This is a genomic window from Phyllobacterium sp. CCNWLW109 (genome assembly GCF_037203905.1).
GTDB lineage: Bacteria > Pseudomonadota > Alphaproteobacteria > Rhizobiales > Rhizobiaceae > Phyllobacterium > Phyllobacterium ifriqiyense.
In genome coordinates, this window is record NZ_JBBCBK010000002.1 from 106,453 (window position 1) to 122,207 (window position 15,755).

Consider the following 15,755-nt stretch of genomic DNA (forward strand, 5'->3'; position numbering starts at 1 on the left):
ATGGCAAACAAGCCAGGCAAGGTTTTCTCACGCGAGTATACGAATTCGATAGCAGCAAAATTTGCAGCAGCGGCCATGGGCTGTTTGCTCGCGTCAATAGCTGTGCATAGCCCAGCAACAGCACAGAGTAATGTCGTTCGACTCAATCAGGGGCATGGCGAGGCCAAACGCATCAATCTTGGCCTCAACAAGTCGCTGGTTGTCGATCTTCCAGCCGATGCCTATGACATTCTGGTTGCCAATCCGGGTGTTGCGGATGCGGTTACCCGCACAGCAAGGCGGATCTATCTGTTTGGCAAACAGGTCGGTCAAACGAATGTTTTCGTTTTCGGTCCCAATGGCGAGCAGCTCGCCAGTTTCGATCTGGTGATTGAACGCGACGTGGCCGGTCTGGAAGGTAGTCTGAAAAAGTACATTCCGGATTCCGATATCAAGGTCGAGTTGATGAATGACAATGTCATTCTAACGGGGACGGTGCAGACCCCGCTGGATGCCAAACGCGCTTCAGAACTTGCCAATCTTTTGGTTTCAGGTGGTGAAGCCACGACGGGCCAATATGCCCAAACCTCGGTTAGTGCGGGCAATGGCGGTACGAGCGTCGTTGTCGGTGACCAGGACGAAGAGCGCCGGACGAGCAAGATCGTCAATCTCATTCAAATTGCCGGTGAAGATCAGGTGACGCTTAAAGTTACCGTGGCTGAAGTCAGTCGCACCGTCATGAAACAGCTTGGTGTCAATCTGGTTGCCTCGGGCTCAAGCAACGGCATCGAGTATGGCGCCATATCGCAAAACGCCACGGGACTGGGGCAGACCTTGAGCGGCTCAGGTCTGGGTCTATCCGGCTCCATCGGGAATACGTCCATCGGTGCCTATATGAATGCCATGGAACTGGCAGGCGTCATGAAGACGCTGGCCGAGCCTACATTGACCGCCATCTCCGGAGAGAAGGCCACGTTCAAAGTAGGCGGCGAGTACAATGTTCTGTCGGGGCAGGAAGTCGACGATAAGGGACAGATCACCCGTGAGCATGAAAAAATTGAATATGGCATCGCTCTCGAGTTTTTGCCCGTCGTGCTTTCACCTGGGCGTATCAGTCTGAGAGTGCGGACATCCGTTTCAGAACCTACGGTTGAAGGATCGCTCACCGTTGGAACTTCTGTCCGGGAGCCTAACGCCAACCTTATCTCAATCCGCAAGCGGCTTGCCGATACGGCGGTTGAACTTCCCTCTGGCGGTTCAATGATGATCGCCGGATTGATGCGGGATGAGTCACGACAGGCAATCTCCGGCTTTCCCGGATTGGCAAAGGTTCCGATCCTCGGAACTCTTTTTCGCAGCCGTGATTTTGTAAGAAACGAAACCGAACTGGTCGTCATCATCACGCCTTATCTGGTTCGCCCGGTGGCGCGCACTGCGCTGGCGAGACCGGATGACAATCTTAATCTGGCCAGCGATGCGGCCGGGATATTCCTCGGCCAGGTTAACCGCGTCTACGGGTCCAGAGAGGCAAAACTGCCTGATGCCCGTTACGAGGGCAATGTCGGATATATCTACAAATGAACAAGGACAGGATCATGTTCGACACCGCAAAGCGTTCGTATTGCAAGACTGTACTGGCTATCCTCGCCATGGCTTTGCTGGCGGGATGCGCATCAAAGAGCAATACGACCGGCAGCATTCCGGACGATTATCGTACGAACCATCCCATCGTCATTTCCGAACAGGAACAAGTTGCAGACATTCCTGTCGGCCATGCAGATAAGCGCTTGTCCATTACGCAGCGCAGCATCGTGGAGCGGGTCATCAGCAACTACCACGCCAACGGATCCGGCGTTATTCATATTCTGACGCCTGCCGGTTCGCCAAATGAGCGTGCGGCGGCAGCGTTGCGTAACGATATTACCGCTACTTTGAGGCGTGGTGGTGTGAAGCCGTTCAATATTTCCAGCGAAACATACCAAGCCCCGGGAGCTTCTGCGCCCGTGCGTTTGTCCTATTCGGCGATGACTGCCTCGACAAATCAATGTGGCCAGTGGCCCAAAGATATTTTGGATACGGCAGACAATAAACACTACGCGAATTTTGGCTGTGCCAGCCAAAATAACCTTGCTGCGCAGATTGCCAATCCCGCCGACTTGCTCGGACCGCGGGCATCTTCGCCGATTGATGCGGAACGGCGCGGTACCGTCATTGATGGATACCGTAAAGCGCCAACATGGGTCTACAAGCCCGAATCGGAAGTAACCTATTAATCCCACCGGTGGAAACGACAATGAGTCAATTGGCCTTGGACACAGACCCATATTTGGAAGAGGCAAACCGTGTCGCTCATGTAGGGCGGCTGAATGCCCACAGGCCGGTTCCGCGCATTTCGATACAGATATTCTGCGAAACGGAAGCGGTTGCTGAGCAAATGTCTCGCGCGCGTGACGACCGCCGCATGGCGAAAACTCATGCCCAGATTCATATGGGCGGGCTGGAAACTGCCGTTGAACTTTTCCAAACGGTGCCGACGCCAAACCTCATTCTGCTGGAAACAGGCGCGGCGCCCAAGGAAATGCTTGCGGCATTGGCTGCCCTGTCAGAAGTTTGCGACCCGAGCACCAAAGTCATCATTATCGGTCACTACAATGATGTGTGGCTGTATCGCGAACTGATGCGCAACGGTATTTCGGAATATATGGTCGCCCCGATCGATCTGTCGGATATTATCGGCGTCATTGGCGGTTTGTACAGCGATCCGGGCCTGAAGCCGCTGGGTAGTTCGATTGCCTTCATCGGTGCAAAAGGCGGCGTCGGCGCTTCGACCATTGCTCATAATGTTGGCTGGGCCATTTCCTCGCTATTCAAAAGCGAAGTCGTGATTGCCGATATGGATTTACCCTATGGCACGGCGAATATAAACTTCGATCAGGACCCGGCTCAGGGTATCGCGGAAGCGGTGTTTTCCCCCGAACGCATCGACGACGTTTACCTTGATCGGTTGCTGGCACAATGTGCCGAAAATCTTTCGCTCCTGGCAGCTCCATCCAGTCTGGAACGCGTGTTCGATTTTCGCGATGACTCATTTGCGCATCTGATCGACATAGCGCAGCGTTCGGTTCCACATGTCATCCTTGATGTTCCGCATACATGGAACGGCTGGACACGCACGACGCTGGCCCGCGCAGATGAGGTGGTTATTGTCGCATCGCCGGAACTTGCCAATCTGCGCAACACGAAAAATCTCATCGACGCTTTAAAGCAATTGCGTCCGAACGATACGCCGCCGCAGCTTGTTCTTAATCAGGTGGGTATTCCAAAACGTCCGGAGATAGCTCCCACTGATTTTTGCAGCCCGCTTGGACTCAAGGCCATCGCGACAATCGCTTTTGACCCCGGCCTGTTCGGTCAGGCTTCCAACAATGGACGCATGCTGGGTGAAACGGAGCCAGCAAATCCAGTGGTCCAGAGCATCAATGAGATCGCCCATATTCTGACAGGACGGCAAAAGGTCAGTCCGCGGAAGAAGGCCGGTTTGGGTTCGGTGTTCTCGAAGTTAAAACGCAAGAAATAGTTGTGAGCAGGTAAAGCGACATCATGTTCGGTAAACGCGGTAATGCCCAGCCAAATGAGTTCAGAGCTCCAACGCCACCCCTCGCGGCAATCAAGCCGGAGGCGGGACGGCTGCCGCGCGATATTTTGGAGCCCAAACGCCCACCGATAGAGGTGCCGAAGATCGCCATGCCGGTGCGCGAGAGAAACGAGGCCTATTACGATACAAAGTCGCAGGTTTTTACCGCTCTTATCGATGCGATTGATCTGGCACAATTATCGAAGCTCGATCCGCAAGTGGCGCGCGAAGAAATCCGCGATATCGTCAATGACATTATTGCAATCAAGAATTTTGCCATGTCGATCTCGGAGCAGGAGGAACTGCTCGACGATATCTGCAACGATGTGCTGGGATACGGTCCGCTGGAGCCATTGCTGGCTCGCGATGAGATTTCCGACATCATGGTCAATGGTGCTCGCAAGACCTATATCGAAATTCTCGGGAAGGTTGAGGAATCTGGTGTCCGGTTCCGTGACAATCAGCAACTTTTGAATATTTGCCAGCGCATTGTCAGCCAGGTGGGGCGGCGTGTCGATGAATCCAGCCCGATATGCGACGCGCGTCTGCCGGATGGTTCGCGCGTCAATGTGATTGCTCCGCCACTGGCCATTGATGGCCCTGTTCTGACAATCCGCAAATTTAAAAAGGACAAGCTGACGCTGGATCAACTCGTGCGGTTTGGAGCTATTTCTCCGGCAGGAGCCGAGCTTCTCCAAATTATCGGACGTGTCCGCTGCAATATCGTGATTTCCGGCGGCACGGGTTCCGGCAAGACCACGCTGTTGAATTGCCTGACCAATTACATCGACAAGGATGAGCGCATCATCACCTGCGAAGATTCAGCTGAATTGCAATTACAGCAGCCGCATGTGGTACGCCTCGAAACACGCCCCGCTAACCTCGAAGGCGAAGGCGAAATTACCATGCGAGACCTCGTTAAAAACTGCCTGCGCATGCGCCCCGAACGGATCATTGTCGGCGAAGTACGCGGGCCTGAAGTTTTCGACCTCTTGTCTGCCATGAATACCGGCCATGACGGCTCCATGGGTACGATCCACTCCAATAGTCCACGCGAGTGTCTGAGCCGTATCGAGTCGATGATCGCCATGGGTGGTTTTGCGTTGCCGCAGCGAACAGTGCGCGAAATCATCGTCGGTTCGGTCGACATCATTATTCAGGCGGCTCGCCTGCGCGACGGTTCACGGCGGATTACCCATGTGACCGAGGTCATAGGCATGGAGGGCGACGTGATCATTACGCAGGATCTTCTGACCTATGAGATTACCGGCGAGGACGCCAATGGCAAGCTTACCGGACATCATGTCTCTACGGGGATCAGCCGACCGCATATGTGGGAGAGGGCGCGGTATTACAATGAAGACAGGCGGCTCGCCAACGCACTCGACTCCATGGAAAAGGCCAAGCTATGAGCTTAGCCCGTATCGAAGGACAGTCGAATGGCCGGGCTTGATCTGACACAGCTGGCCTTCATCGGTCTGGTGGCATTCACTTTTGCTGCCTTGGCCTATGTCTTCCTCTTTGACTCGATGGCGCGTCAGAAGAAAACCGAGGAACGTCTCAGCACGATCAAATTGGCCAATGCCGAGTCTTTTGGCAAGTTCGCCATACGTGACAAGCAGGCCGAGGCGAACAAGCGTCGCAAGTCAGTTCAAGATACGCTGAAAGATATCGAGCAGCGCCAGAAATTGCGCGACAAGAATATCAAGTCACCTCCGCTGAAAATGCTTATTCAGCAGGCGGGCATGCGCGTGTCTCCATCGCGTTTCTATCTTTATTCAGCGATAGCCGGACTCGTCGTTGCGGTGCTGGGGCTGTTCTTTGGCTCGCCGCTTTATCTGCTGCCCGGGCTTTTCATTGCCGGAACAGTGGGCTTGCCACGCTGGTATGTCTATTTTCGTCGTGGCCGGCGGATCAAGGCATTCTTGCATGAATTTCCGAACGCCATCGACGTTATTGTCCGGGCTATTCGTTCGGGCCTGCCCTTGAATGACGGTATCCGGCTTATTGCGCAGGAGGCGCACGAGCCGGTGAAAACCGAATTCCGGCGCATCGTCGACCAGCAGCAGGTGGGGATAAGCATCCCGGATGCCGCTATGCGCATGTCAGAATATATGCCCTGTTCGGAAGCAAGTTTCTTCGGCATCGTTATCCAGATACAATCACAGGCCGGTGGCAATCTTTCAGAAGCGCTGGGCAATCTTTCGCGGGTTTTGCGCGATCGCAAGAAGATGGCGGCCAAGGTACAGGCGCTTTCAATGGAAGCGAAAGCCTCTGCTTATATTATTGGCGCATTGCCCTTTGTTGTCGCCGCGCTGGTCTATCTGACAAGCCCCGATTACATCATGATCCTTTTCACAACTTCCAGCGGGAATTTCGTTCTGGCATGTGCAGGGACGTGGATGTCGATTGGCATCATGATCATGAAAAAGATGATCAACTTCAAATTCTAGTAGCGTGGGTATGCCATGATCAACACCTTCACCAAAGCCATTCACGATCCAGCCTTCATTTTTGCTGTTTTGGTGGCAGTGTCCATTTTCGGGACAATCGTGACGCTGCTCATGCCGGTGTTTTCTGGCTCCACGCTAAAATCGAGAATGAAGTCCGTTGCACTGGAACGGGATCAGATCCGCACGCGCGAACGAGCGCGATTGGCGACAGAAAGCGATAGCAAGCGGAAAAGCTCTTCGAATTCTCTACGCCGGGTTGAGCGGGAAGGCATTCGCCAATTCGTGGAACGACTTGATCTTCAACGTGCCCTGGCGGATGAGAAAACCGCAGGGGCACTGCGGATTGCTGGCTTTCGCGGGCAAAATGCTCTCAACATTTTTCTCGCGGCCCGTTTTGGCTTGCCTTTCCTGACACTCGGAATTGCTGCATTGTGGATATTCGCGATGGGTGGTCTTGCCCATCAGAACACATTTGTCCGGATGGCCGCTTGTTTCGCCGGTGCCTATGTTGGCTTCTATCTGCCCAATCTCTACGTGAAGAATGCCGGAACCAAACGTCAGACAGCGATACAGGCCGCATGGCCGGATGCGCTTGATCTTCTGTTAATCTGCGTCGAATCCGGTATGTCGATTGAGGCGGCATTCAAAAAAGTATCGGAGGAGATTGGCGTCCAATCTGCTGAGCTTGCCGAGGAACTTGTTCTGACCAATGCGGAGCTATCATTTCTGTCTGAGCGTCGTCAGGCCTATGAAAACCTGGCCCTGCGTACCGGGCTGGAAACGGTCAAATCGGTGGTGCAGGCGCTGACACAATCTGAACGCTATGGCACATCGATTGGTGGAGCGCTGCGGGTGCTTTCAGATGAAAGCCGCGAAATGCGATTGATGGCTGCGGAAAAGAAGGCAGCCGCATTGCCGCCGAAGCTTACGGTGCCCATGATCGTGTTTCTTTTGCCGGTATTGTTCTGCGTCATTCTTGGCCCGGCAATCATCCAGATCAACGCGCAAGGCGGCATCTTCGGTCACGCCACAGCGAAATAGCGGTGGAAGCCGCTATATACCCGGAGGTCGCAGATCAGACGATCAGCCTTTCGGCGACTTCTTGTCCTTGAGCATGTTCCATGAATTCTGCTGCGAGAGCATGGACCGCAAATACTGAACATTTGTTTTTGCCTGCTGGGCGGAAAGCTCCTGACTGGCAATCTGTTCGGCTTCATCGAAGCGACCCTGCAAGCCGACAACAAGCGCGAGGTTTTGGCGAACACGGCTATCCGAACCCGGTGCACCAACTGCCTTACGCATATAGGTTTCAGCTGTACTCAGCTCGCCCGAGAGAACGTAGGACATCCCCATGTTGGAAAGGATGGAAGCTTCATCGGGCTTGACCTGCAAGGCCTTGCGGTAGAGGTCACGCGCTTCTCCAGTCTTGCCGAGCTGGTCGAGGATTGCGCCTTCAGCCGATAGCAATCTCCAGTCCGGATATTCCGGTGTTTGCGCCCGGCGCAAAGAGTCTAGCGCGGCTTCAAATTGGCCACTGCTCGCCAGTGCCTTGCCATAGGCCGCCAGAACATCGCGATCTTTGGGATAGGCGATGGCAAGACTGCGCATGACAGCCAATGCCTGATCGCTACGATTTGTCATGCGAAGGACAGTGGCATAATTGATTGCAGTCGCTTTATCCTTCGGATTGCCTTGATAGCGTGTTCCAAGACTAGTCGATGCCTGCATCAATTGTTGCTGGTTCATCTGGTCGAAATTGCCGGCTGGCATTGTGGGTGAATTGCTGGCCGCCGGACTTATGGAACCGGTCGTCGTTTTATCCGTGGTGGAACACCCGGATATGCCGCTGGCCAGAGCGATTAACGCTACTGACAAAATGAAACTGCGCTTACGTTGAATAAAAGCTGGACCTGTCATAATTTGCCCCACGCGCAGTTTATCGTCTGCGACTCATTCCCGTATGAAAGAAATAATCTGTTAACCCTAATGGACTCTTAACAACGTCGATCCGGGATGCAGAAGTTTGATCAGGAGAAACCCATGGCCGCCGAAATTACAGCGAGAAAGTCGCGTGACAGCAAACCCATATGGTTTGTACGCAAAGGCGAGTTGGAAACAGCCGGTCTTGAAAGCGCAACACTCAGCTGGGCAAAAGCAAATGGCTTTGAAGGACAGGCTGGACGTGTGTTGACGGTTCCTGGCGTGAACGGCGAAATTGCTGGTGCGCTCTTCGGTTTGGGTAAGGACGAAAATCGACTTGCGGCGGGGAAACTTGCAACGGCTTTGCCGGACGGGGCCTGGCATATTGCGGGCGCTGTCAACGAACCTGATTTGACAGCTTTGAGCTTCCTTCTTGGAGGATACAAGTTCACCCGCTACACCAAAAAGGACAAGACAAGCATCAGCCTGACGCTGCCCGAAGGCGCGGACAAGGCGGATGTAAAGCGCTTGGCCAAGGCAGTCGCTCTCGCGCGCGATCTCATCAATACGCCAACCAATGATATGGGGCCGGTTGCGCTTGAAACTGCAGTCCGCGATGTGGCCGACGAGCATAAAGCCTCGGTCAATGTCGTAAAGGGCGATGCCCTGTTGAAGAAGAACTTTCCTATGATCCATGCGGTAGGGCGCGCTGGCAGCGAAGAACCCCGGCTGATTGATCTGGAATGGGGAAAAAAGAACGCGCCGAAAGTAACGCTGGTAGGAAAGGGCGTCTGTTTCGATACGGGCGGTCTGGATATCAAACCAGCCAGCAGCATGCTTCTGATGAAAAAGGATATGGGCGGCGCAGCCAATGTACTGGCGCTTGCGCAACTCATCATGGACGCGAAATTGCCGGTGCGCCTGCGCCTGTTAATACCGGCTGTTGAAAATTCGATAGCTGCCAATGCTTTCAGGCCGAGCGACGTGCTGACCAGCCGCAAGGGGTTGACGGTAGAAATTGGCAATACTGATGCAGAGGGCCGGCTGGTTCTGGCCGATGCGCTGGCGCTTGCCGATGAAGAAGAGCCTGAGATTCTCATCGACATGGCGACGTTGACCGGTGCTGCACGTGTGGCGCTTGGACCCGACCTGCCGCCATTTTACTCCAACGATGATGCTTTTGCCTGGGACGTGGCTGCCAGTGCAACCGCTGTTGCCGATCCGGTTTGGCGCATGCCGCTTTGGACACCTTACGAGGCCAAGCTTTCTTCGCGTGTCGCGGACATGAACAATGTCACCACGGATGGGTTTGCCGGCTCGATTACGGCCGCCTTGTTCCTGCAGCGCTTTGTAACCAGGACGAAGACTTGGGCTCATTTCGATATATTTGGTTGGAACCCGGTAGAGAAAGCGCATTCACCCATTGGCGGAGAAGCCCAAGCCATAAGGGCGCTTTACCGTCTTTTGAAAGAACGCTATCCAGCAAGTTGAGCGGCTTGCATCGCAAATGTGACAGAGTAGAATGAAACGGAACCGAAATGATTGCGGAAGCCGTTCATGCTTGAACTCAAGCCCTTGCAGGCGCTGACATTGTGGAAGGAAATCGCCCTTTCAGAAGTGCGTGATGACGCCCATGATCTGACCATGCGCCAGCTTGCAATCCTGCTTACGATCTATCTGGAGCCGCCGCCGCACACGATCCGCGCGATGGCTGCAAAGCTGGCCGTAACAAAACCGGTCATCACCCGTGCTCTCGACACAATGGGCGCCTATGGTTTGGTTGATCGTCACCGTGACGAAAAGGACAAGCGCAACGTTCTCGTCAAGAGAACAGTAAAAGGTGCGCTCTATGTTGAAAGGCTCGGTGATCTTGTGATCGCCAAAGCGAGAGGATTGCCACTTTGAAATCACCCGAGAAACTCGACAAGCGGCTGAATGCATATAGGCCTGATCTTGCCGACGAAAGTCTGCGCGGGCTTGTCGAGGCTGAGCGCTTCGTCGAAGGCAAGCCGATGCGCATCGCCGACCCTGTGGTGGATGTCCGTTCCGAGCCGCGCGGCGATGCAGGCATGACAACGCAGTTTCTTTACGGCGATGACGTCCTTGTTTTCGAAGACGATAATGGCTGGTGCTGGGTGCAGAACGAGCGCGATGGTTATGTCGGTTATGTGGTGGATACATCGCTTTATCGCCGCGCCGATGAAGCGACGCATATTGTCATTGCTCCCCGTACATTCGTTTATGTCGGCTCCGATCTGCGTTATCCGCGATCCCGTGCCTTATCGATGGGTTCCCTCGTGACAATCACTGGCGGGCAGGAGCGTCGCGGCACGCTTTACGCCATGCTGCCAAGCGGTGAGGCGGTCATTGCCAAGCATCTCGTGCCTATTGATGAAGTGGCACAGGACCATGTTGCCGTGGCCGAAAGCCTTATGCACACGCCCTATCTTTGGGGAGGCGTTTCCGGCTTTGGCATTGATTGCTCAGGTCTGGTGCAACTGTCTCTGTTGATGACCGGTCAAGGCGCTTTGCGGGACACGGACTTGCAGGAGGGATCTGTCGGCGAATTGATCGAGCCCGATGAACATTACAAGAATCTCAAGCGCGGTGATTTCGTATTCTGGAAAGGCCATGTGGGCATCATGGCCAGCCATTCCACGCTGCTTCACGCAAGCGGCCATACAATGAGCGTTACGCTGGAACCCTTGCCCGATGCTATCGAGCGCATCGCTTATTTGTATGGGAAGCCAACAGCAGTGCGGCGGTTGTAGTATTGGCAGTCATGTGGTGCGTGGTTCGACGGGGCTCACCATGAGGAATGTGAACTGGCTGCAACGACAATCGCAATTTAACGGGCTATGTTCCTGCAAGGAACCACCTCCCTCATGGTGAGCCCCGTCGAACCACGCACCATTGATTATGCAAGCTTAGTATTGAGCAGCCTTATCGACAATGTTCTTTAAAGGCTCACCGCGCTCATAGGATTCGATCTGGGCGACGATTTCAGGCACCAGTGCTTGCGGGCTTGAACTTGCAGCTGCATGCGGTGTGACAATGACCTGCGGATGGGTCCAGAAAGGACTGTCCTTCGGCAGCGGTTCCTTATTGAACACGTCGAGGGTTGCTGCGGAAAGCATGCCGCGGTCAAGTGCTGCCAGAATATCCGCCTCATTTTGCAGGCCGCCGCGTCCGGCATTGATAAGGACAGGCGCGCCGAGAGGACCTTCCGGCTTCAGCTGCGCAAATATGTTCATCGACAGGATGTTCTTCGTGTCCGGCGTCAAGGGAAGCAGGCAGACAAGAATATCTACATCCTTGAGAAAATCCTTCAATCCATCCTTGCCATAATGGGTTGTAACCCCTTCGATGGTTTGCAGGCGGCGGCTCCAGCCACTGACGCGGAACCCGAGCGTGCGAAGCTTTTGCGCGGCGTCACGTCCAAGCACACCAAGACCGAGAATGCCCACATTCACTTCATGAGCGGCTGGCTGGCGCCGATCTTCATGCCACACGCGCTGCTTTTGCTGCTCGCGGTAGCGAAGACCAAGACGGTGATGGTCCAACACCTGCCAGACCACATATTCGCTCATGCGCATGGTAAGATCAGGCGAGACAATACGGACGATTGGAACATCAGGGATTTGCGTGTCATGAAACACATGATCGACGCCTGCACCCAATGAGAAAATCACTTCGAGCTTGGGCAGATTCATCAGCGAACCGGGGCGCTGTTTCCAGACAAGTGCATAGCGAACATCATTCTTGTCAGCTTCACTATCAAGCACGAGTTTGCGCTTGGGCGCTGATTTAGCGAATTCCGTCTGCCAAACCTCCGGGTCCCAGCCGGTTACCGCCAGCAGGATCTTATCACTCTCCAAGCTTGTCATTCGCTAACCGCTCCCTGTTCGGCCGTTTCTATCCTGAAGGCCGCGGCCATCAGGGCTTTTGTATAATCTGTCTTCGGACGTGCGAAGATTTCCTCCGATGGTCCATATTCCACCGCCTTGCCATTGCGCATCACGAGAACATCATTGGCAAGCGCCCTGACAACTTTCAAATCATGGCTGATGAAAAGATACGCCAGATTATGCTTCTGCTGCAATGAACGCAAAAGATCGACAACCTGTGCCTGGACGCTCATGTCGAGCGCAGATGTGGGCTCGTCCAGCATGACGAAACGCGGGTTAAGCACCATGGCGCGCGCAATGGCGATGCGCTGGCGCTGACCACCGGAAAATTCGTGCGGATAGCGGAAACGATTTTCCGGATCAAGGTTCACTTCCTTAAGAGCAGTCACGACGCGCGCATCGCGTTCATCGGCAGAAAGTTTCGGCTCATGAACCTTCAAACCTTCTGCGATAATCTCTGCGATCGACATGCGCGGCGATAGCGAGCCGAACGGGTCCTGAAACACGATCTGCATTTCGCGCCGCAACGGACGCATCTGTTTGAACGAAAACTGGTTGATATCCTTTTCGCCGAAACGGATGACACCTTCCGAAGAAATCATGCGTGACAGGGCAAGGCCGAGCGTGGTCTTGCCGGAACCGGATTCGCCCACGACGCCCAATGTCTGACCGGCGCGAATGGTCACGTCGATGCCGTCAACGGCCTTCACATGGTCGATTGTGCGGCGGAAAAAGCCCTGCTTGATAGGAAACCAGACCTTCATATTCTCGCCGCGCATGACAGGCTCAGCCGAAAGATCAGCCGAGGGCGGATTGCCTTTCGGTTCGGCTGCAAGCAGATGCTTGGTATAGGCGTGCTGAGGATTGTCGAATATTTCCTTTGTCGGCCCCGTTTCGACAATTTTGCCACCTGTCATGACGCAGACGCGATCCGCGATTTTACGGACAATCCCAAGATCATGGGTGATGAAGAGCATCGACATGCCTTGCGCAGATTTCAGCTCCGCAAGGAGTTTGAGAATTTGGGCCTGCACGGTCACGTCAAGTGCCGTTGTCGGTTCATCGGCGATCAAAAGCTTTGGCTTGTTGGCGAGAGCCATGGCAATCATGACGCGCTGCCGCTGTCCGCCGGAAAGCTGGTGCGGATAGGCGTCCAGACGCTTTTCTGGCTCGCGGATGCCAACCTCTTCAAGCAATTCCAGAGTGCGCTTGCGCGCAGCCTGATCACGCATGCCCTGATGTAGCTTGAGAACTTCAACGATCTGCTTCTCAATCGTGTGGAGCGGATTGAGCGAGGTCATCGGCTCCTGGAAGATCATCGTAATGTCATTGCCACGCACACGGCGCAGGTCAGTTTCATCCTTGTCGAGTAAATCCTCGCCATTGAACAGAATCTGGCCTGAAGGATGCGAAGCAGGCGGGTAGGGCAGAAGCTTCAGCACTGAAAGGGCCGAGACGGATTTACCCGAACCGGATTCGCCAACCAGAGCGACCGTCTCACCCTCAGCAATATCGAAAGAAATATGATCAACCGCGAGCGTTTCCCGCCCGTTTTGCGTGAAGGCAACGGAGAGATCGCGGACGGAGAGGAGGGGAGCTTTGGTCATTTGAAAGCCTTGCGTGGATCAAAGGCGTCACGTGTTGCCTCACCGACAAAGATCAGCAGTGACAACATCAACGAAATCACGGCGAAGCCAGTAATGCCCAGCCAGGGAGCCTGCAGATTGTTCTTGCCTTGTGCGAGCAGCTCGCCAAGCGATGCCGAGCCCGGAGGCAGGCCGAAACCGAGAAAATCCAGCGAGGTCAATGTGGTGATTGATCCATTGAGGATGAAGGGCAGGAAGGTCAGTGTCGTCACCATGGCATTGGGCAGAAGGTGACGGAACATGATTGTCCGGTCGGGGACGCCAAGCGCACGCGCTGCGTTCACATATTCGAAATTACGAGCGCGCAAAAATTCGGCACGGACAATGCCAACAAAGCTGACCCAGGAAAATAGCAGCAGGATACCGAGCAAAATCCAGAAGCCGGGAGGCAATATGGATGACATGATAAGCAGGAGGTAGAGCGTGGGTACCGAAGACCAGATTTCGATGAAACGCTGGGCGATAAGATCGACCCAGCCACCGAAATAGCCTTGCAGTGCGCCCGCAGTAACACCAATGACCGCGGAGCAGGCGGTCAGGATAAGGCCGAACAGCACAGAAATGCGAAAGCCATAAAGTGCCCGGGCAAAGACATCGCGGGCCTGATCGTCCGTCCCGAGAATATTCATATTGCCGAAAGTGCAATTGGGATCATTGACGCCGAGCGCATAGCGATTGCAACGCTCTTCAGGCGTATAGAGCCAGAAGGGCTTTGAAGGCGCGGTTTCCGGCAGTTCATTATTGACTGTCCTGTAGGAGTAGCGCACCGGCGGCCAGATGGCCCAGCCGTTGGCATTGATCTCATCCTGAATAACCGGATCGCGGTAATCCGTAACCGCATAAAAGCCGTTGAACTTTTCTTCTGGGTAATCGACCAGAACCGGAAAGAGAATCTCGCCTTTGTAGGAGACGATGATCGGCTTGTCATTGGCAACAAGTTCCGCACAGAGCGAGACAGCAAACAGGAAAAGGAAAATCCAAAGCGCCCACCAGCCGCGCCGGTTTGCCTTGAAGTTTTGCCAGCGTCGCGCATTGAGCGGCGAAAGGCGCGGTCGCTTCACGGAGGCGGGAGCGGTTCCCACGATATCGGTCATCACACGTCCCTCCGCTCAAAGTCGATGCGCGGATCAATCCAAGTGTAAAGCAGGTCAGATAAAAGGGTCATGAGAATGCCGATAAGGGCAAAAATATACACGGTGGCTATAACCACGGGATAATCACGGTTGAGGATCGACTCATAGCCAAGAAGGCCAAGGCCATCGAGAGAGAAGATGGCCTCTATAAGCAGCTGACCTGTGAAGAAGATGGATATGAAGGCGCTGGGAAATCCGGAGATCACGATCAGCATGGCATTTCGGAAAACATGGCCATAAAGGATTTTTCGTTCTGAAAGCCCCTTTGCGCGCGCGGTGGTCACATATTGTTTGCGTATTTCATCAAGAAACGAGTTCTTGGTCAGCAAGGTCGTTGTGGCAAAGGCCGACAGGAGTATCGCTGTCAAAGGCAGAACAAGGTGCCAGGCGTAATCCACGATCTTCTCAAATCCGGATAGCTGGCTAAAATTATTTGAGGTCAAGCCGCGCAGCGGAAACCAATCAAAGAACGAGCCGCCTGCAAAAAACACGATGAGCATGATACCGAACAGGAAGCCGGGAATCGCATAGCCAATGATGATAATTCCACTGGTCCAGATATCGAAGGATGATCCGTCTTTGATGGCCTTGCGAATGCCCAAGGGTATTGAAATCATGTAGGATAACAGAGTTGTCCATAGACCAAGCGATATGGAAACCGGCAGTTTTTCCTTTATCAACTCAATGACGCTGATATCGCGGAAATAGCTTCGCCCGAAATCAAAACGGACATAATTCCAGACCAGAAGGCCGAAACGCTCCAATGGAGGCTTATCCAAGCCAAACTGCTTTTCAAGGCTGGCGATAAAGGCCGGGTCGAGACCCTGTGCGCCGCGATATTTGGAGTTGCCCAATCCCGTCCCAAGCTGATCCTGAGCCTGGCCAATATCGCCGCCGCCACCGCTGATGCGGTCCATGGCATTGCCGCCCTGTCCGGTCAGTTGGCTGATAATACGCTCAACCGGCCCACCGGGTACGAATTGCACGATGACGAAGCAGACAAGCAAAATGCCGAACAATGTCGGTATCATCAGCAGAAGGCGTCGCAGAACATAGGCTCCCATCAGGGGCGCCCTCTCATC

At 54.2% G+C, this 15,755-nt stretch carries 14 protein-coding genes; 9 read left to right on the forward strand and 5 right to left on the reverse strand.

Going from position 1 to position 15,755, the window contains the following annotated elements; all coding sequences use genetic code 11:
• The 6 genes from V9K92_RS05810 to V9K92_RS05835 are packed head-to-tail and all read left to right on the forward strand — an operon-like array spanning position 1 to position 7,107.
• Entirely contained in the window at positions 1-1,560 is a 1,560-nt protein-coding gene (locus V9K92_RS05810) for a pilus assembly protein N-terminal domain-containing protein (protein WP_115051380.1), read from the forward strand.
• Positions 1,561-1,574: 14 nt separating this feature from the next.
• A complete protein-coding gene (locus V9K92_RS05815; RefSeq protein ID WP_337353548.1) occupies positions 1,575-2,252 on the forward strand; it encodes a CpaD family pilus assembly protein in 678 nt (225 codons plus the stop codon).
• 20 nt (positions 2,253-2,272) lie between these two features.
• Positions 2,273-3,556 (forward strand): AAA family ATPase, encoded by a 1,284-nt coding sequence (locus V9K92_RS05820; protein ID WP_337353549.1) that lies wholly within the window; start codon positions 2,273-2,275, stop codon positions 3,554-3,556.
• A gap of 23 nt (positions 3,557-3,579) precedes the next feature.
• Positions 3,580-5,025, forward strand: coding sequence for a CpaF family protein (locus V9K92_RS05825; RefSeq protein ID WP_337353550.1), 1,446 nt, complete (start codon positions 3,580-3,582; stop codon positions 5,023-5,025).
• Positions 5,026-5,052: 27 nt separating this feature from the next.
• Positions 5,053-6,066, forward strand: a complete 1,014-nt coding sequence (locus V9K92_RS05830) for a type II secretion system F family protein (protein ID WP_115051377.1) — start codon at positions 5,053-5,055, stop codon at positions 6,064-6,066.
• Positions 6,067-6,081: 15 nt separating this feature from the next.
• Positions 6,082-7,107 (forward strand): type II secretion system F family protein, encoded by a 1,026-nt coding sequence (locus V9K92_RS05835; protein WP_115051376.1) that lies wholly within the window; start codon positions 6,082-6,084, stop codon positions 7,105-7,107.
• 42 nt (positions 7,108-7,149) lie between these two features.
• On the opposite strand, the gene V9K92_RS05840 is transcribed toward V9K92_RS05835, so the two are convergent.
• Entirely contained in the window at positions 7,150-7,983 is an 834-nt protein-coding gene (locus tag V9K92_RS05840; RefSeq protein ID WP_307282449.1) for a tetratricopeptide repeat protein, read from the reverse strand.
• Between the two features lie 123 nt (positions 7,984-8,106).
• Between V9K92_RS05840 and V9K92_RS05845 the strand changes: the two genes are divergently transcribed.
• The 3 genes from V9K92_RS05845 to V9K92_RS05855 all read left to right on the forward strand — a co-directional run bounded on the left by V9K92_RS05845 (position 8,107) and on the right by V9K92_RS05855 (position 10,757).
• Positions 8,107-9,477 (forward strand): leucyl aminopeptidase family protein, encoded by a 1,371-nt coding sequence (locus tag V9K92_RS05845; protein ID WP_337353551.1) that lies wholly within the window; start codon positions 8,107-8,109, stop codon positions 9,475-9,477.
• A gap of 66 nt (positions 9,478-9,543) precedes the next feature.
• Positions 9,544-9,891, forward strand: coding sequence for a MarR family transcriptional regulator (locus tag V9K92_RS05850; RefSeq protein WP_115051373.1), 348 nt, complete (start codon positions 9,544-9,546; stop codon positions 9,889-9,891).
• Positions 9,888-10,757, forward strand: coding sequence for a C40 family peptidase (locus V9K92_RS05855; RefSeq protein ID WP_307282455.1), 870 nt, complete (start codon positions 9,888-9,890; stop codon positions 10,755-10,757). The genes V9K92_RS05850 and V9K92_RS05855 overlap by 4 nt, the downstream gene beginning before the upstream one ends.
• Positions 10,758-10,913: 156 nt before the next feature.
• On the opposite strand, the gene V9K92_RS05860 is transcribed toward V9K92_RS05855, so the two are convergent.
• The 4 genes from V9K92_RS05860 to V9K92_RS05875 are packed head-to-tail and all read right to left on the reverse strand — an operon-like array spanning position 10,914 to position 15,737.
• On the reverse strand, positions 10,914-11,873 hold the full coding sequence (locus tag V9K92_RS05860; protein WP_337353552.1) for a 2-hydroxyacid dehydrogenase: 960 nt from the start codon (positions 11,871-11,873) through the stop codon (positions 10,914-10,916).
• Positions 11,870-13,501, reverse strand: a complete 1,632-nt coding sequence (locus tag V9K92_RS05865; protein ID WP_337353553.1) for an ABC transporter ATP-binding protein — start codon at positions 13,499-13,501, stop codon at positions 11,870-11,872. Before V9K92_RS05865 ends, V9K92_RS05860 begins: the two co-directional genes overlap by 4 nt.
• Positions 13,498-14,634, reverse strand: coding sequence for an ABC transporter permease (locus V9K92_RS05870; RefSeq protein ID WP_307282462.1), 1,137 nt, complete (start codon positions 14,632-14,634; stop codon positions 13,498-13,500). The genes V9K92_RS05865 and V9K92_RS05870 overlap by 4 nt, the downstream gene beginning before the upstream one ends.
• Complete coding sequence (locus V9K92_RS05875; RefSeq protein WP_337353554.1) at positions 14,634-15,737, reverse strand: microcin C ABC transporter permease YejB; 1,104 nt, start codon at positions 15,735-15,737, stop codon at positions 14,634-14,636. The genes V9K92_RS05870 and V9K92_RS05875 overlap by 1 nt, the downstream gene beginning before the upstream one ends.
• Positions 15,738-15,755: the final 18 nt, after the last annotated feature.

Coding starts and splice junctions, on each gene's coding strand:
- V9K92_RS05810 (WP_115051380.1), top strand. CDS start 1: ATGGCAAACAAGCCAGGCAAGGTTTTCTCACGCGAGTATACGAATTCG.
- V9K92_RS05815 (WP_337353548.1), top strand. CDS start 1,575: ATGTTCGACACCGCAAAGCGTTCGTATTGCAAGACTGTACTGGCTATC.
- V9K92_RS05820 (WP_337353549.1), top strand. CDS start 2,273: ATGAGTCAATTGGCCTTGGACACAGACCCATATTTGGAAGAGGCAAAC.
- V9K92_RS05825 (WP_337353550.1), top strand. CDS start 3,580: ATGTTCGGTAAACGCGGTAATGCCCAGCCAAATGAGTTCAGAGCTCCA.
- V9K92_RS05830 (WP_115051377.1), top strand. CDS start 5,053: ATGGCCGGGCTTGATCTGACACAGCTGGCCTTCATCGGTCTGGTGGCA.
- V9K92_RS05835 (WP_115051376.1), top strand. CDS start 6,082: ATGATCAACACCTTCACCAAAGCCATTCACGATCCAGCCTTCATTTTT.
- V9K92_RS05840 (WP_307282449.1), bottom strand. CDS start 7,983: ATGACAGGTCCAGCTTTTATTCAACGTAAGCGCAGTTTCATTTTGTCA.
- V9K92_RS05845 (WP_337353551.1), top strand. CDS start 8,107: ATGGCCGCCGAAATTACAGCGAGAAAGTCGCGTGACAGCAAACCCATA.
- V9K92_RS05850 (WP_115051373.1), top strand. CDS start 9,544: ATGCTTGAACTCAAGCCCTTGCAGGCGCTGACATTGTGGAAGGAAATC.
- V9K92_RS05860 (WP_337353552.1), bottom strand. CDS start 11,873: ATGACAAGCTTGGAGAGTGATAAGATCCTGCTGGCGGTAACCGGCTGG.
- V9K92_RS05865 (WP_337353553.1), bottom strand. CDS start 13,501: ATGACCAAAGCTCCCCTCCTCTCCGTCCGCGATCTCTCCGTTGCCTTC.
- V9K92_RS05870 (WP_307282462.1), bottom strand. CDS start 14,634: ATGACCGATATCGTGGGAACCGCTCCCGCCTCCGTGAAGCGACCGCGC.
- V9K92_RS05875 (WP_337353554.1), bottom strand. CDS start 15,737: ATGGGAGCCTATGTTCTGCGACGCCTTCTGCTGATGATACCGACATTG.